Consider the following 25617-nt stretch of genomic DNA (forward strand, 5'->3'; position numbering starts at 1 on the left):
AATTATTTATACATTTATATGTATTTTATTTTACCCTAAAAATCCTAAAGGTATAATGACAAAAGGAGGAATTTATGGATAAAAGAATAGAAAACTTTGCAAAACTTGCAGTAGAATTTGGAGTAAATGTAAAAGCTTGTGAAGATGTAGTAATCAATGCTCCAGTAGAAAACCCAGATTTAGCAAGACTTATAACCAAAGCAGCCTATGAAAAGGGTGCTAGAAATGTATCAATAGATTGGCGAGATGATGCCATTACAAGACTAACTTATGAATATCAAGACCAAGAAACACTAAATGAAGTGCCAGACTGGAAAATAGAAAAATTAAGATATCAAATAGCAAATAAAAAATCAAACAGAATTTCAATATATGCCGAAGACCCAGACCTATTAAATGGCCTAGATGAAGCCAAAATTTCAGAAGCAATCAAGGAAAATTCCAAAAAAACCAAAGAATTTGTAAAATATTCAATGAACGATATTGTAAGCTGGCTAGTAATCTCAGTGCCAACCAAAAAATGGGCGGCAAAAGTCTTCCCAGACCTAAACGAAGATGAGGCTTACGAAAAATTATGGGAAACAATTCTAGAAGTAAGCCGCGTAGAAGAATCTTGGGAAGAAACAAAAGCAAATTGGACAAAACACATTGAAACCCTAAATGAAAAAGCAACTTATTTAAATGACCACCAATTTGACAAATTACATTACCAATCATCAAACGGCACAGACCTTTGGGTAAAACTTCCAAAAGATCATATTTGGGCATCAGCAGGATCCAAAAATGAAAAAGGTGATCCATTTATCCCAAATATGCCAACAGAAGAAGTATTCACAGCCCCACAATATGACGACGTAGATGGTACACTTTTTGCCACAAAACCTTTAGTTTACAATGGTGTAGTTATAGATGAATTTAATTTCAAATTTGAAAATGGAAAAGTAATTGACTTTGATGCCAAAAAAGGCAAAGATACACTAGCAAAAATGTTAGATAGTGATGAAGGCAGCAAAAACTTAGGTGAAATTGCCCTAGTACCTTACGATAGCCCAATTAGCAACTCAAATATCCTGTTTTACAACACATTATTTGACGAAAACGCCTCCTGCCACTTCGCATTAGGAAAAGCCTATCCAACAAACGTAGTAGGTGGAGCAGACTTAGAAGAAAGCAAACTAAAAGAAAGAGGAATAAACGACTCTTTAATCCATGAAGACTTCATGGTAGGAGCAAGCGATTTAAAAATAACAGGATATAAAAACGATGATGAGTTTCCTATATTTGAAAATGGAAACTGGGCAATTTAATAATTTTTATATAAATGGTTTAGATTATTCTAAGCCATTTTTTTATGAATATATCTCCGTATTTGTTATACTTACTTATAGAATTTTGTTTTAAGGGGGTTATGTTTTGTTAAATAATAACGAAATAAAAATAATAGGACAAAGAACTGAAAATAAATACAAAGATACTAACGAAGCTTTGGATTCCATTGCTCAATTGTTACTAGATATGGGATTGGTAAAAGATTCTTATATAAAAGCTATAAGGAAAAGAGAAAAAACTTTTCCAACTGGCTTAGAATTTGAAAACTATGCAATAGCCATACCCCATACTGATTCAGAGCACGTAAATTCAGAAGCTATGGTAATAAACATTTTAGATAAGCCAGTAAGATTTGGTCAAATGGGAACGGAAGGTTTACATACCGATGTAAATATAATTGTTATGCTTGCTATAAAAAATAAAGAAAAGCAAGTCCCATACCTGCAAGCACTTATAGAAATATTCCAAGATAAAGAAAAGGTTAACATATTATTAGAATGTCAAAATAATGATATAATAGAGAAAACATTTAAAAATTATTTAAAGGAGAGTATGTAAAATGAAAAAAATCTTAGTGGCTTGTGGAGCGGGAATTGCAACATCAACAACTGTAATCTTAAAAATTAAAAATCTCTTGGATTCAAATGGTTATCAAAATCAATATACAATTAAGCAAATTAAAGTAAGTGAAGCTACAGGATTATCTGATAGTGCTGATTTCTTAGTTTCAACTACAGCTAAGCCGGGCAATTTAAATTGTGACTTTGTATCAGGAGTGCCATTTTTAACGGGAATGGGAAAAGAAGCTGTAGAAAAAGAAATTTTAGACTTAATGGAAAAATAAGGACAGAATATGACCTATATAGTTGGATTTTTTGACTGGCTACAAAGTTTAGGCGTGTCAGTATTTATGCCCCTGGTAATACTTGTCTTAGGGCTTATATTTGGATTAGGTTTTTCAAAAAGTTTAAAAGCAGGGCTTACAGTAGGTATTGGCTTTGTGGGATTAAATCTAGTGATTAATGAATTATTGGGAACTTCTTTATCACCAGCTGTTCAAACAATGGTTGAAAAATATAATTTGGCATTATCTGTTATTGACGTTGGTTGGCCTGCTGCTGCAGCTATTGCCTTGGGTTCTCAAATAGGGGTTTTGATAATACCTGTTGGAGTCCTAGTTAATTTTATAATGCTTTTAACAAATACAACTCAAACACTTAATGTTGATATTTGGAACTACTGGCACTTTGCATTTACTGGTGCATTAACAGCTATTTATACAGGAAGTTTTGCAATAGGTATGATTGCAGCCATTATAAATATGATTATTATAATGGTTTTAGCAGACATAACTGCAGATAAGGTTGAAGAATCACTAGGAATACCTGGAGTGTCATTACCACATGGTTTTTCTACTGCATATGCGCCTATCGCAATGGCGTTTAACTGGATAATAGATAGAATACCTGGATTAAGAGATATAGATATTAACTTTGATAGAATAAGAGAAAAAATTGGTATACTAGGTGAACCAATGATGATTGGTACTATTATTGGTCTTGCTATAGGTGTTGTAGCTGGTTATGATGTTGCGGGTATACTAGGCCTTGGCGTTTCACTGGGTGCTGTATTAGTTCTTATCCCAAAAATGGCAGCAATGCTTATGGAAGGCTTAGAGCCAATAAGTGAAGCTGCAGGTGAATTTATTAAAAAACGCTTCTCTAACAGAGGTAAAATGTACATTGGCCTTGACTCAGCTATAGGCGTAGGTCATCCAGTAACTTTAACTATAGCTTATTTATTGATGCCTCTTGCCCTTATTTTAGCAGTAGCTTTACCAGGAAATAAGGTTATGCCATTTACAGACTTATCTGTACTACCATTTATGATTCTTTTGATAGCTCCTATAGTAAATAATAACGGATTTAGAACTTTATTAATTGGTATAATTTTCTTGATTTTTGGATTATATATATCAACAGATTTAGCTCCTCTTATCACACAAGCTGCTATGAATGTCGGTTTTCAAATGCCGGAAGGAGCTAATATGATTTCATGCATTAGTGATGGTGCAAGTCCTCTATCATGGCTACTAGTTAACATAAATAAATTTGGAATAATTGGTATTGTAGTCTCTGCTGTACTTTCAATAATTCTTGCACTTTGGAACAGAAAAAGAATTATTAAAGAAGCTAACACAATTGAAAATAACTAACTATGTGCTTTATTTATAATCCAAAAAATTATAACTTTGATATTTATATAATGGGATATTTTTATCTGGGATTTGCTATAATATCTTCATTTTTAATTATCAATCGTATATATTTATTTTTAGCAATTTTAGCATTTATTGTTTCAATATACAATTTTTATAATAGGATTATAGGAAAAAAACATCCATATAAAATATGCTTTAATGATAAGTCTATAGAATTTTATTCAAAAGATAAGATGACTAGTTTTGAGTATAAAAATATAAAAAAATTCTATTTAAAACAATATTCAATAGATGTTGAAACTTATTTGTGGATTCAAACTATTGATAATCAAAAATATAAGTTTTATATTAACTTATCAAAATTTGAAAATAATAATCAACTATTAGAAGAGTTACTAAAATTAAAAACTAACTAACGAAAAAGCAAGGAAAATTATTCCTTGCTTTTTTATCTCCCAAGACAAGCAAATCTTATCAAATCGATTATGAAGTGTGTTGTAATTGAACTTGTTAGGTCTAATTTTTTTTGAAGGATTGCCAGAGGCATTGCAAAAACAAGCCAAGCTCCAATCAAGCCTCTTATATTAAATCCATGGGCTATTGCATGGGGTAGGGTCATTATTGCGTAAATCAAAATTTTATCTACAATATTTTTTTCCATGCCTCTTAAAATATAAATGCTAAGTGCATAAAAAATAAATCTAAAGCTGATTTCTTCCATGACTCCCGCTTGTAGGCCAATAAGAAGTGGAGTGATTGTTGGGTCCTTTATTTTAATTTCCGCCCCTCCTAAATTAATAAATCCTAGAATAAGGCCGACTGCGATTGCAATTATCAAACTTTTTTGCCAATTTTTGCTTAAAAGCTTATCCCAACCTAAAAAGTTTTTAAAAACTGTAACAGATCCTAAATATGTAATAAAAATAATGGCAAATAAGGCAATGGCAAGAAAAGATTTTTCTATAAAAATGATGTTAAGTGATCCAAGGGATGACATAATCGTGGCCACTATCAAATCTTTTTTTGTGAGTTTCTCCTTGTTTTTGATCAATAAATAAATTGCGACAATAATTATCCCTAGAAATAAAAATAAGGGAGCAAAAAATTTTACAGCAAAAAAGCTTAAAAGTATAAAAATAATAGTAACAAAAAATAATTTTAATCTCTGACTTTCCACCAATCAACCTCCAAAACATTTTTTCACCTACATTTTAGCAAAAAAATACCAGCCCAAAAAGTAGCGGACTGGTAGGATTTATTTTCTAGCCATTGTAAGCTTCTTCGTCTACAAATAGGTAAACATTTGGATGTAGGTGTAGGAAGCTTGCTGGGAATTCTGGGTAGATTTTATCTTCTTCTAGTAGTCTTTTTACTGCATCGTGTTTATTTTTTCCACTTGCCATTACTACTAGTGTTTTAGCATTGAATGCATCTGACATTCCCATTGATACTGCGTATTTTGGCACGTCATCTTCGCTATCAAAAAATCTTGCGTTTGCTTTTATAGTTTCATCTGTTAGTTTGATGATAGATGTTCTTTGGTTAAGTTTTTGATCTGGTTCGTTAAAGGCTAGGTGACCGTTTGGTCCTATTCCTAAAACTTGGATATCACGTGGTCCAAATTCATCTAACAATTGGTCATATTCTTTTGCATATTTTTCATCTGCTTCTGGGGCAAATGGTAGGTGGGTTTTGCTTTTGTCTATGTCTACGTGGTTAAATAATCTATCGTTCATAAAATATTGATATGATTGATCATTTTCTTTATCAATACCAACGTACTCATCAAGGTTAACTGAGCTTGCATATTTAAATCCAATTTCACCTTCTTTATTAGCCTCGATTAGATTTTTATAAAGTCCTTCTGGTGTTGATCCTGTTGCTAAACCAAATTTGATTTGTGGTTTATCTTTCATCAGGCTTATTACTAAGTCCGCTGCTTTTCTGCTCATTTCATCGTAATCTTTGCTTACTATTACTCTCATTTTTCCCCCTCAATATTAAATTCTAATTAATATTTTGATACTCTGATACAATTTTGTCAAATAATTCTTTTCTATCGTTTTCTTTTATACCCGTATATTTTTCGATGGCATCTTCAATTGAGTTTTGACTTACAAAATCTTTGATTTCAAGCGCTTTGTCATCACTTGCTTCATCGTATTTAAAGGCATAGGCGATAGCTTTGGCAAGATTATCAAAAGGCATATCATTGTCAAAAGCTTTGATAGCAGGCGCTACTAGTCTATCATTTTCTCCAAGTTTTCTAACTGGATCACGTCCTACTCTCTCGATTGTATCGTGGGAAGCTGTTTTTAAAAATCTATTTAATTTGCTTTCTTTAAAGTTTTCTAGTTCATCTTTATCTAGGCCATGTTCTTTTATTAAAACATTGCCTGATTCTGTCATTAGGTTTTGGACATCTGCTAGGATTTTTTCATCTTCAAAGGCTTCATTCATCATTTTGTAGCCTTTGTTGTAACCAAAATAGCTGGTTGCAGCGTGGGCACCATTTACTAAAAATAGTTTACGTTCTAGCATCTTGTCTATGTCATCTGTGTATTCTGCATCTTTTACTGGTTTTGAAGATGGATCAGCAAGTTTTGGTTGCTCTATTACCGCTTCAAAATCATCAGAAATTTCTACAACTGGTTTTCCATCTACTTCTTTATTTTGAACAATTCTATCTGTTACTGTATTTGGAAATGTTGCAATTTCTTCAATTTGTTCAGCACTTAGGGAAGAGTTTTTTATAATATCTTCTTTTAATATATCACTTGCCCTATAAGCATTTTCAAAGGCCATGATATTTACTTTTTTATCATCTGGATATTTTTGCTCAAGACCTTTTGCAATTATTTTTGATGTTGAATCTAAGTTTTCTACCCTTACTGATGTTGTAATTATTTCAGCTTGAGTAATTTTTTCATAGATTTTTTCTAAATCTTCTTCATTTGTTGAGCAAAGGGCTGATACATTATCGATTTTTTGGCTTTCAAAGTCGTGGTCTGATAGTTCTACCATGTAGTAGCCATCTTCGTTTATTCTATCAACTATTGGTTGATAAACATCTACAAAAAGTACATGATAATCTGAATCGTGGAGGACTTTTCCTAAAAGTCCCCTACCGATTGCTCCTGCTCCAAATTGAATAGCTAATTTCATTTTAAACCTCGCTTGTTAAAATTTCATAAATTTCATCTTTAGATTTATTTTCTACAATGTCATTTACTATTTCTTCATTATCGATTTTTGTTGCTACATTTGATAAGATGGCCAAATGTTCATCTCCAACACCTGCAATACCAATAACTAATTTTACAATTTCATCATCCCATTTCACACCTTCTGGAATTGTAAGTACTACTAGGCCTGATTTTTTAATTGAAGATTTTGTTTTATTTGTACCATGTGGGATAGCAAGACCTATGCCAAAGTGGGTTGGTGCTTCATTTTCTCTTTGTAGCATACCATTTGTGTACTCATGGTCTACATATCCTGAGGATTCCATGATTCTTCCAACTTCTTTTATAACTTCTTCTTTTGAGTCAAATTTTTGATTTAAAAGAATATTTTCCTTTTTAAGAACTGACGAAGCATTAGTTTCTTTTTTATCTTCTGTAATTTTTTCTCCATCTGAGCTATAAACTACAGTTTCTATTTCTTCATTGTTTGATGCTTGATTAATGGTTTCTTCTTTTTGTGGAGAAGTTGGACCATTATTTTCTCTTGCATCTTTAATATCAGCTATTAACTGATCATATTCTGGTGCTTGCATAAAGTTTTTAACTGATACGTGGTAGGCAGCATTATTTTTTTGAATTGCACGTTCTGTTAAGTCTTGGTGGGTGATTACTACATCAGCATCATCTGGGATTTGTGGGATAGCTACATTCCTTACTTCAATATCATCAAGTCCTGCCTCTTTAACTTTTTTCTTTAAGATGCTAGCTCCCATAGCAGATGATCCCATACCTGCATCACATGCAAAAATAATTTTCTTTGTGTCAGCTAGATTTGTATTTTCTGGTCTTTTTGCTAACGTTTTGTTTGCTTTTGTATTTTTCATGTCATTTGTTGCTTCATCTAAGGATTTACCATTATCTTTGGCATTTCTGATTATAGGAAGTGCAACAACCATTGAAACTACTGATGAAGCTGCAAAAGCAATTATTGTTGGAAAATATGAACCTTTAGGAGTTAAAAATATCCAAGATATAAGTGATCCTGGAGATGGTGAAGCTACAAGCCCACCATTAAACATTTGTAGTAAGAAAGTTGAACTCATACCCCCAACGATAGCTGCAATTATTAATTTTGGATTCATTAGTACATATGGGAAGTATATTTCATGAATACCTCCAAATACTTGAATAACTGATGCACCAAGAGCTGATGCTTTTTCATTTTTCTTACCAGCTATCATATAAGCTAGTAAGATACCAAAACCAGGTCCCGGATTTGACTCAATCATAAATAGCATTGACTTACCAGCTTTTTCTACTTGGTCTAATCCTATTGGAGATAAAATACCGTGGTTAATGGCATTATTTAAAAATAAAATTTTGGCAGGTTCTACAAATATATGAACTAACGGCAATAAATGTCTTTGAACTAACCAATCTACCCCAGTGGAAAGTATATTTAGTAATACTTCCATTATTGGAGCGATAGCTACATAAGCAAATAGTGATAGACCAAGGGCTAGAAATCCTGCAATAAAGTTGTTTACAAGCATTTCAAAACCACTTTTTACATGTCCATCATAGGCATTTTGAATTTTCTTAAGAAGCCATGCTGAAAGCGGCCCTAAAACCATAGCAGCAACAAGCATTTTTTGCTCACTACCAACTATTGCTCCCATAGTTGCAATAGCTCCAACAACTCCACCCATACGTGGGTTAACGATATTTCCTCCTGTATAGGCAATAAGCATTGGTATAGCATATATTATTATAGGGTCAACAAGGCTTGCAAATTTTTCATTTGGAATCCATCCATCTGGTATAAAAAATGCGGTTAAAAAACCCCAAGCTATAAATGCCGCAATGTTAGGCATAACCATGCTTGATAAAAACGATCCAAAGTTCTGGACTCTAGATCTCACAGATTTTTTCTCTGTCATCTTATCCTCCTCTAAAAGTTATTATATTTATATTATACCGTTTAAGTTGTTAATTTTTAGATTTTAAGTAGGAATATTTATTGGTTAAAATATTTGCAAACATAAACTAATTTAGATATATTCTAGACAATAAATAGTGGTGAAATTGTTTGCACAAGCAAATACATTTTGTTATAATTATCTTAAGTTTATAAGCATGAGTAAAGAGCAAATCTATGGTGATAGGCTCTTTTTTGTTTAAAACAAATTTTAGGAGGAATTATGACAACTTTAACTTTTGTAGGTGCAGGAATGATGGCATCAGCCCTAGCTGTCCCAGCTTATGATAATAGACATGAAATAAGAATAGTAGGAACTCATCTTGATAATGAAATAGTAAAAAGAGCTAAAGAAGATGGTTACCATCTAAATATGAAAAGACAATTACCAGACGGATTTAAATGGTATTACTATGATGAATTAGAGAAAGGTTTAGAAGGAGCAGATGCTATAATCTGTGGTGTTTCTTCCTTTGGTGTAGATTGGTTTTTAGAAGAAATATTCCCAAAACTTGATCCAAAACTACCAGTCCTATCAGTTACTAAAGGAATGATAAATAAAGAAGATGGTTCTCTTTTATCCTACCCAGAGTATTGGGAAGAAGAACTTTCTAAAAAAGGAATAAAAAGAGATATCTGTGCAGTAGGTGGGCCATGTACTTCCTATGAGCTAGCAGATAGACACCATTCTCTAGTGGGTTTTTGTGGAAAAAATATCAATGATCTTAAATTCTTTAGGGATACTTTTGCAAATGATTATTATCACGTTTCAATCAGTAATGATGTACGTGCAGTAGAACTTTCTGTTGCCCTTAAAAACGCCTACGCCCTAGCTGTTTCTCTTGCAGTCGGTATTGCAGAAAGTGAAGAAGGCAAAGAAGGAGTAAACCATTACAATCCACAAGCAGCTCTATTTGCCCAATCAACTCGCGAAATGGGTGGATTATTAGAACTTGTAAATGGAGATAAAAATCAATTAGAACTAGGAGTTGGTGATTTATATGTAACAATCTTTGGTGGAAGAACTAGAAGAATTGGTACACTCTTAGGTCGTGGTTATACTTACGAAAAAGCTATGGAAGAATTAGCTGGAGTAACTTTAGAGTCAGTTGTCATTGCCAAAAGAATGGGAGAAGCTATTACAGTTTTGGCTGATAAAGGAGAGGTAGAAAAAGACCAGTTCCCACTTTTAATGCATATCTATGACATAATTGCCAATGGTGCTAAGCTAAACATTCCATGGGATAAATTTAATCAAGAAGATATTAATAACTAAATACATTGAGGAAAACTATGGAAAATACACAAATAAATACAAAAAAGTCTTCTAGCTTCCAGGCTAGATTTCAAAAAATTGGGGGTTATCTATCGAGGATGGTAATACCAAACATCGGTGCCTTTATAGCCTTTGGACTTATCACTGCAATTTTTTTAGAAACTGGCTGGTATCCAAACGAAACAATTATTAAATTAAAGGACCCACTTTTAAAAAGCCTTTTACCAATCCTAATAGGATATTCTGGTGGAGAGCTTGTCTATGGTAAAAGAGGAGCTGTAGCAGGAGCCCTAGCTACTTTTGGTCTGACAATAGGTTCTGATGTAGCGATGTTTTTGGGAGCTATGATTGTAGGGCCTTTTGGTGGCTGGATCATCAAAAAATTTGACCAAGCTATAGATGGCAAGGTGAGAGAAGGTTTTGAAATGATAGTAGATAACTTCTCCCTTGGTATTATCGGTGGGATTTTTTGTATTCTATCATTTTTATTTGTAGAACCTATAATGGCGGGAATTACTAATGCTCTAGCTAGCGGAGTGGTTTGGGTTATGGAACATAAGTTGCTTCCACTGTCTGCAATATTTATAGAACCAGCTAGAGTATTGTTTTTAAATAACGTAATTGATCACGGAATTTTAGCACCAATTGGTCTTGAACAAGTAGCTAGCCAAGGTTTTTCACCATTATTTATGATTATCCCAAATCCCGGAATTGGACTTGGAATTTTGCTTGCTTATTGGTTTTTTGGTAAAGGTGAAATGAAAGAAGCAGTACCCGGAGCTGTAATCATTCACTTTTTTGGGGGAATACATGAAATCTTCTTCCCTTATGTACTAGCAAATCCACTTTTAATTCTAGCTGATATTGCAGGTGGCATTGCTGCAATTATTACTATGCAAATTACAAATTATGGACCAGTTTATACTCCATCACCTGGATCCATTATCTCAGTTCTTGCCCTTACTCCAAGGGGAAAATATCTTGGAGCAATCCTAACAGTAGGAGTTTCTTGCCTAGTAACATTCCTAGTAGCTTCTATTTTTGTAAAAAAATATTACAGAGGCTATGTAGAAGACTCACCAGGATCTAATACTGATGGATTAGTAAGAGGCTTTAATAATATAGAAAATAACGGAACTATTGATGGGCAAATTAAAAAAATAGTTGTAGCTTGCGATGCTGGCATGGGATCATCAGCTATGAGTGCATCTTCCCTTAAAAAGAAACTAAAAGAAGCTGGATACAATATAGAAGTTGTACACACAGCCCTACAAAATATACCAAATGATGCAGACATTGTAGTAACCCATAAAGAACTTACAAATCTTGCTATGAAAGCAAAACCAGAAAAATATCATATGTCTATCTCCTCCTACATCAATCCACCAGAATTTGCTGATGTGGTAAATGTAGTTAGGGAAAATAACGATAAAGATATGAAGGTTTCTAGTTCAGAAAAAATAACAAGTTATGAACCATCTAAAGAAAACAAAACACCAAATAGCGCTTCAAACGAAGTATTAAAATTAGATAATATTGTAATTACAGATGATATTAAAAATCGTGATGAGGCCCTTAGATTAATTAATAAGCATTTTGTAGACGGTGGATACACTACAGAAAAATATCTTGAGGCAATGGTTAAGAAAGAAAAAGAATTTAATACCAACATAGGCAATGGACTGGCTATTCCTCATGGAACTTTTGAATATAAGGATGAGATCCTAAAAACGGGTCTTGTAATCCTAGTTTGCAAAAATGGTGTTAGATGGAATGATGAAGATGTAAAATTAATAATTGGTATTGCAGGTAAGGGTGATGAGCATTTAGAAATATTATCAAAACTTGCAACAGAATTTGAAACACAGGAAAAGGTAGACGAATTTATAGCCCTTAATAACAAAACTAAAATGAAAAATATTCTGGAAAGTGTTGAAAATTAAATATAGACTTACAAAAAAAAGCAAACCCAAATGAGCTGAACCCATAAACACGGAATAACTTAATAATATTTTAAGCGGAATGTAATCTGTAATCAACAGGTGACATTCCGTTTAATTTTGTCTTTATTCTGTCTTCGTTGTACCATTTGATATATAATTCTATTTCTTTTCTTAATTGATCATAACTTGTAAATTCTACACCATAGTACATTTCTTGTTTTAGTATACCAAAGAAGTTTTCCATCGGAGAATTGTCTAGACAATTCCCTTTTCTTGACATACTTTGTATTATATTTAGTTTTCTTAGTTTACTAGACCATGAACTATGTTGGTAATGGAATCCTTGGTCTGAGTGTATTGCTAAATTGTCTTTAGAACTAATACCTTTTATTGCTTTGTCTAACATTGAGTTGGTCAGTTTAATTGTTGGGTGATGACTTAGTGTATAGCTAATTATCTCGCTATTGTATGCATCTAGTATTGGTGATAGGTAGAGTCTATCTTCATGACCTTTAATTCTAAATTCAGTTATATCTGTTAACCATAGCCTATTAGGTCTACTGGCTTTAAAGTTACGATTAACTACGTTAGAAGCTATTTTACCTACTTGACCCTTGTATGATGAGTATTTTCTTGACCTAGTTTTAAATTTAGTACAGAGTAACCCTTCTTGTTTCATGATTCTAAGAACTCTTTTATGATTTACTATTAAGCCTTTGTTTCTTAGAACTGTACTTACTCTTCTGTAGCCATATCTACCTTTAGTTTTTTTAACTACTAATTTAATTTCTTCTTTTACTTCTTTATCTTTGTCTTCTGGATTTTCTAATTTAATTTTCCACTCATAGTATGAAGATTTAGCAAGCTTAGCTACTTTTATCCATTCACTTGCTTTTGTTTCAGGATGTTCTTTAAGAAGATGAAGTATTATCTTTGTTTTTTCCTTGCTTCTGCTTCCTCTTCTAGTAGCAAGGCTTGAAACTTTTTTTCGAATAGTATTTGCATCTTTAGATATTTATTTTCTTCTCTAAGTCTTATTAGTTCTTCTCTTTCAGACTCAACTATTGGTTTTTCGTTCTTTGATTTCTTTTTTGATTTAGACATATCTTTCTTAGGCCTTCCTCTGTTATCTTCTAATCCAGATAAACCACGTTCTCGATATGCTTTCTCCCGGTTACATATTACTGATCCATTAGTGATATCAAAGTGCTCTGCGGTTTGCCTGTATGAGATATTATTGATTTGTCTATATTGTATTACAGATAGTTTAAATTCACTAGTGTATTTCTTGTTATTTTGCTTTTTAGTTAAGTCGTAAAACCCTCCTGAGTTATATTTGTTAATCCAATTTTCTAGAGTGCTATCAGGTATATTGTATTTGTTTGCTATTGCAGGTCGTCCACCTGTTTGACCTGATAAGTACTCCAGAACTAATTTAATTTTAAATTTTTTTGTATATTTTGGCATGAAAAAAACCCCTCAATCCATATTCCGGATTTTGGGGTTCAGCTCAAAAAAGGGTTTGCTTTTTAAATTTTATTTTAGTAGTTGAATCTAGCTAATTCGAAGTAGTCTTGTGGGTGTGCACATGCTGGGCAGATTTTTGGTGCTTCTTTTCCTTCGTATAGGTATCCACAGTTACCACACATCCAGATAACTTCTTCGTCTTTTTTGAATACTCTATCATTTTCGATATTATCTTTTAATGCTTGATATCTTTCTCTGTGAGCTTCTTCTACTTTTGCGATATTTCTGAATGCTCTTGCGATTTCTGGGAATCCTTCTTCTTCAGCAACATCTGCAAATGATGGATACATATGTTCTGCTTCGTCGTTTTCTCCATCGATTGCACCTTGTAAGTTTGTTAAAGTATCATGCCATACTACTGGCCATTTTGTGTAATTTTCGTTAAGTTCGATTTCTTCTAGTTTGTATTCTTCTCTTAAGAATTTGAAAAATCTTGCAGCGTGTTCTCTTTCATTCATAGCTGTTTCTTCAAAAATTCTTGAAATTTGAACATAACCTTCGTCTTTAGCAACTTTTGCTGCTAATGTATATCTCATGTTTGCTTGGCTTTCACCAACAAATGAAGTTATTAAGTTTTGAGCTGTTTTTGTACCTTTTAAAGTCATATGTATCTCCTCCTGGAATTTTTTTTATATGTAATTTCTATAATGATTATATAATTAGAATAAAACTTTGTCAAATTATGCTCTATATATTTTAGTATAGTGAATAATGATTATCATTACTAATTAGTTTTGTCCAATAAATAATAAAAGTCTCCCTGCGGGGAGACTTTTATTATAGCCAAATATTTTCTGGATAATCTTTATTTTCTAGCATCTTTCTAAATTCTTCTTGGGCTGGAGCTAGGTCTTCTTTGTAGGTAATTCCTATCCATTTGTCATTTGTTGGAAGGATTGTAATTTCTGCTATATCTTCTTCTAAAAACTCACCTATCATTTCTGGCAAGACATATTCTGCTTTTTCTAGATTATCTTTATTTTTTTCTAAATATTTTTCAAAATACTCTTCACAAAGGTCGATAAATTTTGGGAATGTAGCCCACATGTTCATAGAAACAATGGATTCTAGATTTAATAAATCACTGCCTAAGTTTTCACGACTTGTAATTTTGCCATCTTCTCCTAGGGCTATTTCATGAGTCTCGATGATTTTTACTAATTTATTGTCTGAATCACCTACAGAAACCCCGCGGGTTACTGTTCCGTTGTCAGAAAGAGTATTTTTTAATTTATAACCTGCCATTGCAATTTGTAATTTGGATGCATCTTGATTATTTGCATCATCTAAAAATTCATGGAAGTCTTTAAATACATTTTTGCCATAATAATCATCTGCATTTATTACTAAAAACGGCTCATTTACTAAGTCTTTTGCTGCTAAAACTGCATGGACTGTTCCCCATGGCTTCGTACGATTTTGTGGAACTTCATAAGCTGCTGGCAATTCTAAAGATTGGTAGGCGTATTCTACATCAATTATTTTTGAAATCCTATCGCCTATTACCTCTTTAAAATCTTCTTCTATATCACGTCTAATTATAAAAACAACCTTGTCAAAACCTGCTTTTTTTGCATCAAAAATAGAATAATCGATAATTGTGTATCCATTATCATCCATTTTTGCAAGTTGTTTAATTCCTGCACCATAACGGGATCCTATCCCTGCTGCCATGACCACTAAAGTGGTTTTCATATTTTTTCCTCTCTTTCATATCCGCGAGGATTCATTTTTTGCCATCTCCATGCATCTTCGCACATATCTTTTATGTCGTACTGAGCCTGCCAATCCAAAACTTTTTTGGCCTTACTTGCATCAGCAAATGATTTGTCGATGTCTCCTGCTCTTCTTTTTTCAATTTTGTATGGGATTTTTTTGCCAATTACTTCTTCAAAAGATTTTATAACATCAAGGACTGAGTATCCCTTGCCAGTTGCAAGATTTATAATCTCAACTCCATTTAATTTCTTCAAATTTTCTACAGCTTTTACATGACCACGCGCCAAATCCACAACGTGGATATAGTCACGAACTCCAGTCCCATCGTGAGTTTTATAGTCATCTCCAAAAATATGAACATATTCTAGTTCGCCTACTGCAACTTGGGAAATGTAAGGCAACAAATTACTTGGAATTCCTTGTGGGTCTTCACCTATTAATCCTGATTTGTGGGCACCAATTGGGTTAAAATAGCGGAGCAAAACCACTTTGAAATCTGGATTAGCTGTATGTAGGTCTGTCATTATTTGCTCCATAAAAGACTTGGACCATCCATATGGATTTGTGCAAAAGCCCTTAGGCACATCTTCTGTAATTGGTGTCACTTCCGGATCGCCATAAACTGTGGCAGATGAGCTAAAAATAATGTTTTCATCCCACATCTTCCATTGCTTTTAGCAAACTCAAAGTACCTGTAAGGTTGTTGTGGTAGTATTTTAGTGGATTTTTTACTGATTCGCCTACAGCTTTTAAGGCTGCAAAGTGAATTACAACATCAATTTTTTCATCTATTAAAACTTTTTTTAAAAACTCTGTGTCAAGGATATCAGCCTTATAAAATTTGATATTTTTACCAGTGATTTTTTCGACTCTTTCGATGGCTATCTTTGAAGAATTGGACAAATTGTCATAAATTATAACCTCATAGCCGCCATCTAATAGCTCCACTGCCGTGTGGCTGCCGATATATCCTGCTCCTCCAGTTAATAAAACGCGTTTTTTCATAAAACCTTCCCATTTTTTGCAATATTTGCCTAACTTACAACTATTATAGGTATTATCAAAATATATGTCAATAAAGTCAAAAACCTTTTCACAAATTAGTACACAATATTTGTTTAAAAATAAATTAACAAATAAAAATCTGGGTATATAATAACGAAGAATAAAGTTTTTATGGAGGAAATAATGAGAGTAGATTACACAAACATAAACTTAGAAAACCTTGAAAAATACGAAGAAAAAGCGCTTAAATCATTTGACACACTTTTGGATGGAACTGGTGAAGGATCTGACTTTTTAGGCTGGATAGACAGACCAGTTGACTATGACAAAGAAGAATTTGAAAGAATAAAAAAAGCAGCAGAAAAAATTCAATCTGACAGCGAAGTTTTAGTATCTATCGGTATTGGTGGCTCATATCTCGGTATAAAAGCTATTGATTTTGCCCTAGATAATTATTTTAAGTCAAACAAAAAAGTAAAATTAATCTATGCCGGCAACCAAATATCCGGTCAATATATGGCAGAACTTTTGGATTACCTAAAAGATAAGGATTACTCATTAAATGTAATTTCAAAATCAGGAACAACCACAGAGCCTGCGATTGCCTTTAGATTTTTAAAAGAGGCCTTAGAGGAAAAATATGGCAAAGAAGAAGCTAAAGGCCGTATCTATGCCACAACTGATAGGCAAAAAGGTGCATTAAAAGATCTTGCAACAAAAGAAGGCTATGAAACTTTTGTAGTGCCAGATGATATTGGCGGTAGATTTTCAGTTATTTCTGCAGTAGGACTTTTACCACTTGCAGCAAGTGGAGTTGATATAGACGAATTTATGGCAGGTTTTAAAGCAGGTCGCGAAAAATATACAGTACGCGATTTTGAAAATAACGATGCTATAAAATACGCAGCAATCAGAAATATGCTTTATGAAAATGACAAAGCAATAGAAGTTCTAGTAAACTATGAGCCAAAACTCCAATACATTGCAGAATGGTGGAAACAATTATTTGCAGAATCAGAAGGAAAAGACAGTCAAGGCTTATTCCCAGTTTCAGTAAATAACTCAACAGACCTCCACTCCCTAGGACAAATGATCCAAGATGGAAAAAGAAATCTATTTGAAACAGTCCTAGAAATAGAAAATTACGATCGTGATATAGAAATAAAAGAAGATTCTGATAACCTAGATGGTCTAAATTACCTAGCTGGCAAATCAATGAATTATGTAAATACCCAAGCCATGGAAGGAACAACTATCGCCCATGTAAAAGGAAATGTACCAAATATACGTATCAAAATTGAAAATGTAAGTGCAAAAACACTTGCAGAACTATTCTACTTTTTTGAAATAACAGTTGGTGTAAGTGGCTATATGATGGGCATCAATCCATTTAACCAACCAGGTGTAGAAGAATATAAGACACAAATGTTTAAACTATTAGGAAAACCAGGCTACGATAATAAATAAATCTTTAAAGAACCCTCAGGGTTCTTTTCTTGTACAATATATCTAAAATATCTTATAATTAAGTTATAGCGTAAATTATTAAGAAAGAAGGAAAAATGAAAAAAATATCAATAATTGGTTTAGGAAATGTAGGGTCAACTACCACCCACACCTTAGTTGAAAGAAGATTGTGCGATGAAATTGCCCTTTTTGACAAAAAGGAAGATTTGATAAATGCAGAAATCAATGACTTCAGAGACTCTCTTGTCAGAAGAAATGGCAATGTAAACTTAGTTGCAGGAAGCAAATCAGATTTAAAAGACAGTGACATCATAATTTTTGCCCCAGGGGATATCACAATCTTACAAAATAATAGCGACCGCCTAGAAGAATTTAAATACACCAAAAAATGTGTAGAAGAATGGGCACCTATTATAAAAGAATCAGGGTTTGACGGCATTATTGTATCAATTACAAATCCATGTGATGTGATTGCAGAATATATGCAAAAACTAACTGGACTTCCAAAAGAAAGAGTAATTGGTGCTGGTACCATCCTGGATTCTGCAAGAATGAAAAACGCAGTTGCAAAGTATCTAGGAATTGATCCAGATTCTGTAAACGGATATGTAATCGGAGAACATGGAAACAGTCAATTTGTAGCTTGGTCAAAAGTTTTTATAGCTGCAAAACCAATTGGGCAAATCCTTGATGAAAATACCTTAAATCAAATTGAAGAAGCATCTAGGATGAAGGGATTTGAAATTATAAAAGGCAAGGGTTACACTTCCTACGGCATTGCAAATTCAGCTGCAATCATTGTTGAAACAATATTTAATGATGCAAAAACAATCCTTCCAGTTTCTTCATACTCATCAGAAGCAGCTTGCTATATTGGTCACCCATGTGTAGTTGGCAAGCAAGGAATCATCCGAGAATATCACTTAGAGCTTAACGAAGAAGAAACTAAAAAATGGGATCACTCAGTAGAAACAATTAAAAATATAAGACCAGAATAAAAAAACAAGCCAAAACGGCTTGTTTTTTTATCTAAATTTATGCAATTTTACCTTTTCTTCTAAGTCTTGCTGAATTGACAAGAGCTGCAGTAGCATCTCCTGTGATATTTAAAGTAGTTCTACCCATATCAAAAATTCTATCAATACCTGCAACAAGAGCAATTCCCTCTACTGGTAGACCAACAGATTGAAGTACCATAGCAAGCATAATCATACCAGATCCTGGGACACCAGCAGTACCAATAGATGCTAGAGTAGCAGTTAGTACGATTGTTACAATTTGGCCTAAAGTTAGGTCAATACCATAGCAAGAAGCTATAAATACAGCACAAACTCCTTGATAAATAGAAGTACCATCCATATTTATAGTCGCTCCAAGTGGCAATACAAAGCTCGTTACATCATGATCAGCTCCCAGTTCTTCACAACATTTTAAGTTTATAGGAAGAGTACCCATACTAGATGCAGAAGAAAAAGCAAACATCATAGCAGGTGCTATACCCTTATAAAACTCAACTGGGTTAATCCCTGCCATAGTTTTAACTGTAAATGAGTAAACAATAAGTGCATGAAAAGCATAAGCTAGATATGCAACTAAAAGTACACTAGCAAGAGATCCGATAATCATAGGACCATTTTCTGCAATAACTGGCATTAGCAAGCAAAGCACTCCCAGTGGAGATAATTTTAAAATAAGCTCCATAGCCTTCATATTTATGTCATTTACAATTTCAATAGCTTCTATAGCCTTAGCTTGTTTTTCTTTATCGATTAAAAGTATAGAAAAACCAATAATAATAGCCATAACAATAATTTGTAGCATATTTGCTTCAACAATAGGTGCTAAGAAGTTTTTTGGGAAGATATTTACTAAAGTATCGACAAGTGAAACTTGATTTTCAACAGAGTATTCAAGATTTTTGGTAGCTATAAGTGGGAAAAATCTCTTTGCAATATTTGCAAATACAAGACCAATTAAAATAGCAAAAGCAGTTGTGAAAAAGTAATAAATGATAGTGAAAACACCAACTTCTCCAACCTTTTTAATATCTCTCATGGAGATGATGCCGCCCATAATAGAAAATAAAACGATAGGTGTGACAATAAATTTAAGTAAGTTTAGGAAGATATCTCCAATTGGTTTAATATAAGAGTTTAAAAACTCTGCTTGACTTTGCAAAAGTAAACCAAGAACAATTGCTAGTACAAGAGCAATAAAAATATTGCGAGTCAGGTGTGACTTTTTACGAGGTGCAGTTTCCATATAATTCTCCTTATCTTTTCAAATTTTTTTCAAATTATATATATATTACTCTACCTACCCCCCTTTTGTAAAGCTTGAGTATAATTTTTATAAAAATAAAACTTACCATCTAATACCATGAATTGATATTTAAATGGTAAGTTTTTAATTATAAAATAGACTCTTTAATTCTTCTAAATTATTTATTTTATTAAATGATTTTAATTGTTTAATCATATGAAGTTTTCTGAAAAAATCCTTAATATTATATCTTTCATATTCCGTGGGTAATATCGAAAGTAAAATAATTACATTTACATTTTCACTATCCCAAAAGATTTCATTATTCAACTTTATATAAGAGATAGAGGACTTTAAAATATAACTTGGGTTACCATGTAATAAAACCATACCATTTCCAACTTCTGTACTCGCTATTTCTTCTCTATGAAAAATGCTATCTTTATACCCAAATTCTACATATTGTTTTTTCTCTAGTTTATTACCTAAAAATTCAATCACTTCATCTTTTCTAGTAAATTCTTTACTAATATAAAATAATTCAGATTTAAAGAGTTTCAAGTAGTCTTTTTTATTTATCTGAGTTGAAATTGAGTCTATATCTAATTTACTAAGATCGATAGGTATTTTAATATAATTTGATATACTTAAATCGAGTGTTGAAAACACAATATAGTCATTATAATTATTTTTATGGAAATTATTAATATCAACCGGATTATCAAATTCTATCCAATCTAAATTGTCTTCAAGTATGGAGTGCAAATATTGGGAAATACCCACACCGTAATTGCATACTATGATTCCTTTTATTTTTCTTTCTTTAGTTCGATTCAAAGTTATAATATATATTACTATATATGCAGCTTCCTCAGGAGGGATTTTTAGATTATTTTTAGTATTAAATTGATCAATTACATATAATACTTCGTTGTAATAGTATGAATAATTATTTTTTATTGTATCATGCAATGGATTTAATATATCTTCACCCTTATTAAGCTTTGCTAAAGTTAGCTCTAAGTGTTTTTTGAGACTTAAAATATTATTTTTTTCAACTAAAATAGGATCATCAATTTTAAAAAAATGTTTCTTTAAATCATTAATTATTTCTAATGACTTGATATTTACAAAATTGTTGATATCTAAATATTTATTTTATCATATAATTCATAGAAATATTTTATTAATCCTTCTTTATTAATAGTTGAATTGGATTGTTCAAATATTTTAGCAGATTCTTTAGCAAGGCTATAATATAAGGAATTCTTATTTATTATATAATCATTACTATCAGGATTTTCTACACTTAAAAGATAAAGAATATGAACATATAAAGCTTCTCTAATTTCATTAACCAGCTGCATTTGATCAATAAAAATGTTGGTTAATCTAATTGCGAGATTATTAGTACTATCATCATATAATAAAGAAAAAGACTCGTATCCATTTTCTACTTTTAATAATAAATCTCTCATATATAGAAATTTATCATCATCTTTACCTTTTAATTCCAGACCTATATTTTGCTTTATATTAATGTTTAATTTGTATAACTGAATTTCATCATTGATTTTAAATATAATCTTTGATAATTTTTCATAACTTAAATAATATTTTTCCATCAAATATTTTAATGTAATGTTATTTTTTGAAAATATATCAATAATTATGTCATACTCATTATTTTTAATTGTAATATTGTTTTTGTTTACACAAAGAAAGATTCCTTTAGCATATTTTTTATCTAAAGTATACTCAATATGATTTTCTTTTAAATAGCTTTCAATTCTACTAAGGGCATTATATACAGTTCTACGTGAACAACCTAGCAGAATTGATAACTCGTCAATAGATATATAGTTACTTTGCTCTATAAGCAATTGAAGTAGTTTTTCATCTAGGTCATTCATATATTTACCTCATTAAAATCTAATTGTCTTTATTCCACATGGTTTAATTAAATTATCATGCACATCATTTGTAATTTCATCAGCTTTTACATAATTTACATTTTCAATAGTTGTTCTAAAATTGATATCCTTATCTCTATAAGGGTTATACAATCTTAAAATAAGATTATTATTATCCTGAGATTGTTTTAGTGTAGAAAATATAGCTTTATCTACCTCTAGTAATGAATACTCGTATGGATAGCATTTATTTTTACTTATAACAAAATGATCCGTATTATCGTAAATTTCACCTGATTGATAGCTAATCGGCTTATTTAAAACTTCTTTTGAAAACTTATGCATAAGTCTATAATCATCTTCAACATCAGTAATATAAACAGTTGTTTCTATCTCTTTATTAAGTAAAGCATGATCCATTTGAACTTCATATACCCCGGAGGCTCTTCCAGGTCTGTCATTTAAATTTGGTTTTCCCAAGTAAGGAATTGATCTAAACATAGTAAAAGCTAACTTATTATTATCTAAAACTTCATACTCTCTAACTCCATCAGAAACCCCACATACAGAATTTCCTGCATCAAGTGCCGCAAATGAAACCATAGGTTCAATGCCTCTAGGTTTTTCATCCCAGTTATCATTTTTCCAATTATTATATTTATTATAATCAACTTCTCTAATAATAGTTCCAAATTGTTGATCAGCGATAGAGTTATTTGTCTTTAAATCAGTATCAATAACTATTCTATCCCTATGCTCAATTATATTATTTACTGTTTTACAAGTTAATTCTATATATTTTTTAGTTTTATAAAGCGTGATAGAAACATCTGTTATAAGTTTTTCATCTAGGTTATGTTTTGCCCTATTTTCTAAAGTAGATGGTACACTTCTTAATAATTTATATCTTAGCTTTTGATATAATTTATCTTTATTTACTTTTAAATCAAAAACTTCTCCCTCCGATAAATATAAATCATTAGTAGGTGATGAATAATCATAACTATCCCCTTCGTCACCACTATTTTCCAAATAAATTTTATTTATATTAGTATCTCCCTCGACAACTATTTGTCCTTTTTCATCAATACTAATTTTATAAAAGTCATTTTCAATAAATTTATCATCAGTTATAAAAGTTGCTAATTTTTTATTAGTACTTTTCTTAATTTCATAAGTTTGATATCCCATTGAAGCAAACTGATCTAAAATTATAATTTTTGCTCTGTATATTTCCTCATATGATCTTAGCTTACTTGTAATTTCGTTATTAACACCTATTTCTTTAATTGATTTTTCTAAGTTAGCATTATCTTTATCAATGCTAATTAAATTATATTGTATCTCGTTTTCATTTCTTATAATTTTAAAATCCTTGAAAGGAGTTAATATATCACATATTACATATTCTTCTCTAGAGTATGGTAATGTATTATATATTTGAAAATTAAATTCAGATGCTTTTATACCATCACCAATTCTTCTCATTATGGAATCGGTAAGATTTGTAGTGATATCCTCTACTTTTTCATATCTATTTTCTATAAATTTATTTGTTTTATCTGAATTACACATACCTATACTGTCATGAGCAGAGTTTAGCAACATTAATTTAAAACATTCTTCAATGATTTCTCTTTCATACCTTAATCCCAGCTTATAACTAATAGAACTAAGTGGTTCCACAAACTCAGATAGATATCTTTCCAGCCTATTATGTCTATTTTTCAAATCTGCTCTAGTAGAGAAAATGCTTTTATGTGTTCTTGAATGCTGCCCAAAAGTAAATTCCCCAGTGTATTCCTTTAATTGATCTATATTCCCAAAAACTTCATCTAGCGATTCTTCAAGAGAGCAAATTTCTATATCATAGTCTGTATTTTTTATTATTTGTGATATATTTTTTCTAATTGGTTTTTGGTCCTCACCATTGAATAAAATATATGGTTTTCTATTGCCAAAATTTTTCAATTTTTCTACTAAATTATCTATATATGATCCATCATCTTCGTTAGGTGGATAGGCCATAATTCCATAATGATACAAGTTAAATGTTTTTATGCTTTCCCCACTTGGACTAACCCAATTAAATTCTCTATCTTTAATAAGATGATCAGCTATTCCCCTTCTAAAAAAAGCATACTTTAATCCCATTTGAGAATATATTAGTGGCATCTGTTCACTCATTCCAAAACTATCTGGAAGATAACCTATTGATTGACAAACCCCCATATTATAAGCTTCTTCGATACCAATCTGAAGATTTCTTATAAGACTTTCTCCTGATATAACTAATGTATCACTTTGAGTATACCAAGGACCAGTTATAATTTTTCCAGCAGAGATTAAATTATATAATTTTTCTTTATTTTCTGGTCTGTATTTTAAATAATCATCTATTATAGACGTTTGGCCATCAAGTAAAAAAGATTTTATATCATCGTTTTTATTTAGATAATCGATTATTTCATCAAAATCAATCAAAGAATAAATCATTGATCTATTGTCTGTAAAATACCATTCTTTATCCCAATGAGTATGGGCAATAACTTTTATATCACTCATTCTTGAACCACCAATTTACCCTTTTTTATTTGGTTATTTCTATATAATATATTAACAATAGCAATAAACAAAGATCCAACTAATATTCCACAGATATAAGGAACTATATTTTCTACAAGTGGCCATGCCCATATTGCAGATTCTGGGAACCATTGCACAGCACCAAATCCAACACCAATTAAAGCACCTATTAAAGCACCAATCATATATAATGGAATAGTAAATGCTGGATTTTCTAACGCAAAAGGAATTGCACCTTCACTTATTCCCATGAAAGCTAAAAAAATAGAAGTTTTTGCTGCTTCACGCAATTGCCTATCGTAAACTCTTCTTTTTACAATGTATTTATCTAAAAGAGCACTTAAACCAAGTCCAATTGATGGTGTAACAATTGCAATAACCCTAGCTGTTAAAGGCATAATTTTATCAACTGCAAGTCCTGTAGCAACAAAGCCTGCTGCTTTATTAACTGCTCCTCCTAAATCAAATGCAGTAGTTAAGGATAGTAAAATTGCATATACTATTCCACCACTTTTTCCCGCACTTGTTAATAAATTTTTAACAGATTCATTAAGAAAGGCTCCTATTGGAGTTATTACATAAATCATCAATATCATAGTTGTTAATACTGAAATTAGTGGTATTAAAAATGTAGTTTTAAATGCCATCCAGTTATGACTAACTTTGATATGATTATTTAAAAATCTAACAAAATAGCCTATCAAAAACGCTATCAATAAGCCTCCAAAAAATCCTGAAGGTGCTGGCGCTACTGGTTGATAAGATCCATCTACTATATTTAAAGTTTCTATTGGGTTATTAGCAACAAAACCACCGATAAATCCACAAATAAGAGCTGTTTTTCCACCAATTGATTGTGCAGCAAAAGCAGCAAAAATAGGTATAGCAAATCCAAATAATTTAAATCCAAATGTTTGTAGTATATAAGCAAATTTCAATATATTTTCTGAACTAGCAGAATAAGAACCTGTGTTTATAGCATCTACTATAGACATAGATGGGTCAATTCCCATAAAAACATATGGTATTAATTGTGATAAAGCTCCCAATAATCCACCCATAATTAAAACAGGAATCATGTAACTAATACCTGTCATAAGATGCTTTTGAAATTCATCAAATTTTGAATTAGATGATTGTGTTGTTACAGTGGTTTTTTTTACATTTTTGTCAACATCTCCAACTTTTCTTTTTGTTACAGGCATA

22 protein-coding genes and 1 pseudogene are annotated in these 25617 nt (G+C 31.6%); 9 read left to right on the top strand and 14 right to left on the bottom strand.

Annotated features, from left to right (window positions below; genetic code table 11):
* The first annotated feature begins 74 nt into the window (after positions 1-74).
* The 5 genes from ACKRLN_RS07200 (at position 75) to ACKRLN_RS07220 (ending at position 3966) form a co-directional block, all read left to right on the top strand.
* On the top strand, positions 75-1307 hold the full coding sequence (locus ACKRLN_RS07200) for an aminopeptidase (protein ID WP_416334716.1): 1233 nt from the start codon (positions 75-77) through the stop codon (positions 1305-1307).
* Positions 1308-1413: 106 nt separating this feature from the next.
* Positions 1414-1887: a PTS sugar transporter subunit IIA gene (locus ACKRLN_RS07205; RefSeq protein ID WP_416334717.1), complete on the top strand. Its 474-nt coding sequence runs from the start codon at positions 1414-1416 to the stop codon at positions 1885-1887.
* Position 1888: 1 nt separating this feature from the next.
* Positions 1889-2173 carry a PTS sugar transporter subunit IIB gene (locus ACKRLN_RS07210; protein ID WP_416334718.1) on the top strand — a complete coding sequence of 95 codons (285 nt, stop codon included), beginning with the start codon at positions 1889-1891 and terminating at the stop codon, positions 2171-2173.
* Between the two features lie 9 nt (positions 2174-2182).
* The gene (locus ACKRLN_RS07215) at positions 2183-3544 is read left to right on the top strand and encodes a PTS galactitol transporter subunit IIC (protein ID WP_416334719.1); all 1362 of its coding nucleotides are present in this window, start codon (positions 2183-2185) and stop codon (positions 3542-3544) included.
* Positions 3545-3594: 50 nt separating this feature from the next.
* Complete coding sequence (locus ACKRLN_RS07220) at positions 3595-3966, top strand: hypothetical protein (protein WP_416334720.1); 372 nt, start codon at positions 3595-3597, stop codon at positions 3964-3966.
* 32 nt (positions 3967-3998) lie between these two features.
* Here ACKRLN_RS07220 and ACKRLN_RS07225 read toward each other — a convergent pair whose 3' ends face one another.
* The 4 genes from ACKRLN_RS07225 to ACKRLN_RS07240 form a co-directional block, all read right to left on the bottom strand.
* Complete coding sequence (locus tag ACKRLN_RS07225; protein WP_416334721.1) at positions 3999-4547, bottom strand: type II CAAX prenyl endopeptidase Rce1 family protein; 549 nt, start codon at positions 4545-4547, stop codon at positions 3999-4001.
* Positions 4548-4812: 265 nt separating this feature from the next.
* The gene (gene nagB, locus ACKRLN_RS07230) at positions 4813-5535 is read right to left on the bottom strand and encodes a glucosamine-6-phosphate deaminase (protein ID WP_416334722.1); all 723 of its coding nucleotides are present in this window, start codon (positions 5533-5535) and stop codon (positions 4813-4815) included.
* 22 nt (positions 5536-5557) lie between these two features.
* Positions 5558-6715 (bottom strand): aspartate carbamoyltransferase, encoded by a 1158-nt coding sequence (locus ACKRLN_RS07235; RefSeq protein WP_416334723.1) that lies wholly within the window; start codon positions 6713-6715, stop codon positions 5558-5560.
* A gap of 1 nt (position 6716) precedes the next feature.
* Positions 6717-8675, bottom strand: a complete 1959-nt coding sequence (locus tag ACKRLN_RS07240; protein ID WP_416334724.1) for a PTS mannitol transporter subunit IICBA — start codon at positions 8673-8675, stop codon at positions 6717-6719.
* Positions 8676-8936: 261 nt separating this feature from the next.
* On the opposite strand from ACKRLN_RS07240, the gene ACKRLN_RS07245 reads away from it, so the two are divergent.
* Positions 8937-9989 (top strand): glycerol-3-phosphate dehydrogenase, encoded by a 1053-nt coding sequence (locus tag ACKRLN_RS07245; protein ID WP_295883057.1) that lies wholly within the window; start codon positions 8937-8939, stop codon positions 9987-9989.
* Between the two features lie 17 nt (positions 9990-10006).
* On the top strand, positions 10007-11932 hold the full coding sequence (locus tag ACKRLN_RS07250; protein WP_416334725.1) for a PTS mannitol transporter subunit IICBA: 1926 nt from the start codon (positions 10007-10009) through the stop codon (positions 11930-11932).
* A gap of 70 nt (positions 11933-12002) precedes the next feature.
* Here ACKRLN_RS07250 and ACKRLN_RS07255 read toward each other — a convergent pair whose 3' ends face one another.
* From ACKRLN_RS07255 to galE, 5 genes and pseudogenes are all read right to left on the bottom strand, one after another.
* Positions 12003-12947, bottom strand: coding sequence for an IS3 family transposase (locus ACKRLN_RS07255; protein ID WP_416335384.1), 945 nt, complete (start codon positions 12945-12947; stop codon positions 12003-12005).
* On the bottom strand, positions 12860-13399 hold the full coding sequence (locus ACKRLN_RS07260) for a helix-turn-helix domain-containing protein (protein WP_416334726.1): 540 nt from the start codon (positions 13397-13399) through the stop codon (positions 12860-12862). Before ACKRLN_RS07260 ends, ACKRLN_RS07255 begins: the two co-directional genes overlap by 88 nt.
* Before the next feature lie 74 nt (positions 13400-13473).
* A complete protein-coding gene (gene rbr / locus ACKRLN_RS07265; RefSeq protein ID WP_416334727.1) occupies positions 13474-14064 on the bottom strand; it encodes a rubrerythrin in 591 nt (196 codons plus the stop codon).
* Between the two features lie 172 nt (positions 14065-14236).
* On the bottom strand, positions 14237-15154 hold the full coding sequence (locus ACKRLN_RS07270; RefSeq protein WP_416334728.1) for a sugar phosphate nucleotidyltransferase: 918 nt from the start codon (positions 15152-15154) through the stop codon (positions 14237-14239).
* Positions 15151-16183, bottom strand: a pseudogene (gene galE / locus ACKRLN_RS07275) (UDP-glucose 4-epimerase GalE). Before galE ends, ACKRLN_RS07270 begins: the two are co-directional and overlap by 4 nt.
* A gap of 183 nt (positions 16184-16366) precedes the next feature.
* Here galE and ACKRLN_RS07280 point away from each other — a divergent pair.
* A complete protein-coding gene (locus ACKRLN_RS07280) occupies positions 16367-17650 on the top strand; it encodes a glucose-6-phosphate isomerase (protein ID WP_416334729.1) in 1284 nt (427 codons plus the stop codon).
* Positions 17651-17745: 95 nt separating this feature from the next.
* A complete protein-coding gene (locus ACKRLN_RS07285; RefSeq protein WP_203128000.1) occupies positions 17746-18648 on the top strand; it encodes an L-lactate dehydrogenase in 903 nt (300 codons plus the stop codon).
* A 37-nt stretch (positions 18649-18685) separates the two neighbouring features.
* Here the strand turns inward: ACKRLN_RS07285 and ACKRLN_RS07290 are convergent, their stop codons facing one another.
* The 5 genes from ACKRLN_RS07290 to ACKRLN_RS07310 form a co-directional block, all read right to left on the bottom strand.
* Entirely contained in the window at positions 18686-19912 is a 1227-nt protein-coding gene (locus ACKRLN_RS07290; protein ID WP_416334730.1) for a dicarboxylate/amino acid:cation symporter, read from the bottom strand.
* A 144-nt stretch (positions 19913-20056) separates the two neighbouring features.
* The gene (locus ACKRLN_RS07295) at positions 20057-21055 is read right to left on the bottom strand and encodes a PTS sugar transporter subunit IIA (RefSeq protein ID WP_416335388.1); all 999 of its coding nucleotides are present in this window, start codon (positions 21053-21055) and stop codon (positions 20057-20059) included.
* Between the two features lie 2 nt (positions 21056-21057).
* Positions 21058-21825 carry a helix-turn-helix domain-containing protein gene (locus tag ACKRLN_RS07300; RefSeq protein ID WP_416334731.1) on the bottom strand — a complete coding sequence of 256 codons (768 nt, stop codon included), beginning with the start codon at positions 21823-21825 and terminating at the stop codon, positions 21058-21060.
* A 12-nt stretch (positions 21826-21837) separates the two neighbouring features.
* Positions 21838-24390 (bottom strand): glycoside hydrolase family 38 C-terminal domain-containing protein, encoded by a 2553-nt coding sequence (locus ACKRLN_RS07305; RefSeq protein WP_416334732.1) that lies wholly within the window; start codon positions 24388-24390, stop codon positions 21838-21840.
* On the bottom strand, positions 24387-25616 hold the full coding sequence (locus ACKRLN_RS07310) for a PTS fructose transporter subunit IIC (RefSeq protein WP_295883809.1): 1230 nt from the start codon (positions 25614-25616) through the stop codon (positions 24387-24389). Before ACKRLN_RS07310 ends, ACKRLN_RS07305 begins: the two co-directional genes overlap by 4 nt.
* Position 25617: the final 1 nt, after the last annotated feature.

The sequence above is a fragment of the Anaerococcus sp. AH8042_DFU013_CI05 genome (genome assembly GCF_047936775.1).
Lineage (GTDB): Bacteria > Bacillota > Clostridia > Tissierellales > Peptoniphilaceae > Anaerococcus.

Coding starts and splice junctions, on each gene's coding strand:
- ACKRLN_RS07200 (WP_416334716.1), top strand. CDS start 75: ATGGATAAAAGAATAGAAAACTTTGCAAAACTTGCAGTAGAATTTGGA.
- ACKRLN_RS07210 (WP_416334718.1), top strand. CDS start 1,889: ATGAAAAAAATCTTAGTGGCTTGTGGAGCGGGAATTGCAACATCAACA.
- ACKRLN_RS07215 (WP_416334719.1), top strand. CDS start 2,183: ATGACCTATATAGTTGGATTTTTTGACTGGCTACAAAGTTTAGGCGTG.
- ACKRLN_RS07220 (WP_416334720.1), top strand. CDS start 3,595: ATGGGATATTTTTATCTGGGATTTGCTATAATATCTTCATTTTTAATT.
- ACKRLN_RS07225 (WP_416334721.1), bottom strand. CDS start 4,547: ATGTCATCCCTTGGATCACTTAACATCATTTTTATAGAAAAATCTTTT.
- nagB (WP_416334722.1), bottom strand. CDS start 5,535: ATGAGAGTAATAGTAAGCAAAGATTACGATGAAATGAGCAGAAAAGCA.
- ACKRLN_RS07235 (WP_416334723.1), bottom strand. CDS start 6,715: ATGAAATTAGCTATTCAATTTGGAGCAGGAGCAATCGGTAGGGGACTT.
- ACKRLN_RS07240 (WP_416334724.1), bottom strand. CDS start 8,675: ATGACAGAGAAAAAATCTGTGAGATCTAGAGTCCAGAACTTTGGATCG.
- ACKRLN_RS07245 (WP_295883057.1), top strand. CDS start 8,937: ATGACAACTTTAACTTTTGTAGGTGCAGGAATGATGGCATCAGCCCTA.
- ACKRLN_RS07250 (WP_416334725.1), top strand. CDS start 10,007: ATGGAAAATACACAAATAAATACAAAAAAGTCTTCTAGCTTCCAGGCT.
- ACKRLN_RS07260 (WP_416334726.1), bottom strand. CDS start 13,399: ATGCCAAAATATACAAAAAAATTTAAAATTAAATTAGTTCTGGAGTAC.
- rbr (WP_416334727.1), bottom strand. CDS start 14,064: ATGACTTTAAAAGGTACAAAAACAGCTCAAAACTTAATAACTTCATTT.
- ACKRLN_RS07270 (WP_416334728.1), bottom strand. CDS start 15,154: ATGAAAACCACTTTAGTGGTCATGGCAGCAGGGATAGGATCCCGTTAT.
- ACKRLN_RS07280 (WP_416334729.1), top strand. CDS start 16,367: ATGAGAGTAGATTACACAAACATAAACTTAGAAAACCTTGAAAAATAC.
- ACKRLN_RS07285 (WP_203128000.1), top strand. CDS start 17,746: ATGAAAAAAATATCAATAATTGGTTTAGGAAATGTAGGGTCAACTACC.
- ACKRLN_RS07290 (WP_416334730.1), bottom strand. CDS start 19,912: ATGGAAACTGCACCTCGTAAAAAGTCACACCTGACTCGCAATATTTTT.
- ACKRLN_RS07300 (WP_416334731.1), bottom strand. CDS start 21,825: ATGAATGACCTAGATGAAAAACTACTTCAATTGCTTATAGAGCAAAGT.
- ACKRLN_RS07305 (WP_416334732.1), bottom strand. CDS start 24,390: ATGAGTGATATAAAAGTTATTGCCCATACTCATTGGGATAAAGAATGG.
- ACKRLN_RS07310 (WP_295883809.1), bottom strand. CDS start 25,616: ATGCCTGTAACAAAAAGAAAAGTTGGAGATGTTGACAAAAATGTAAAA.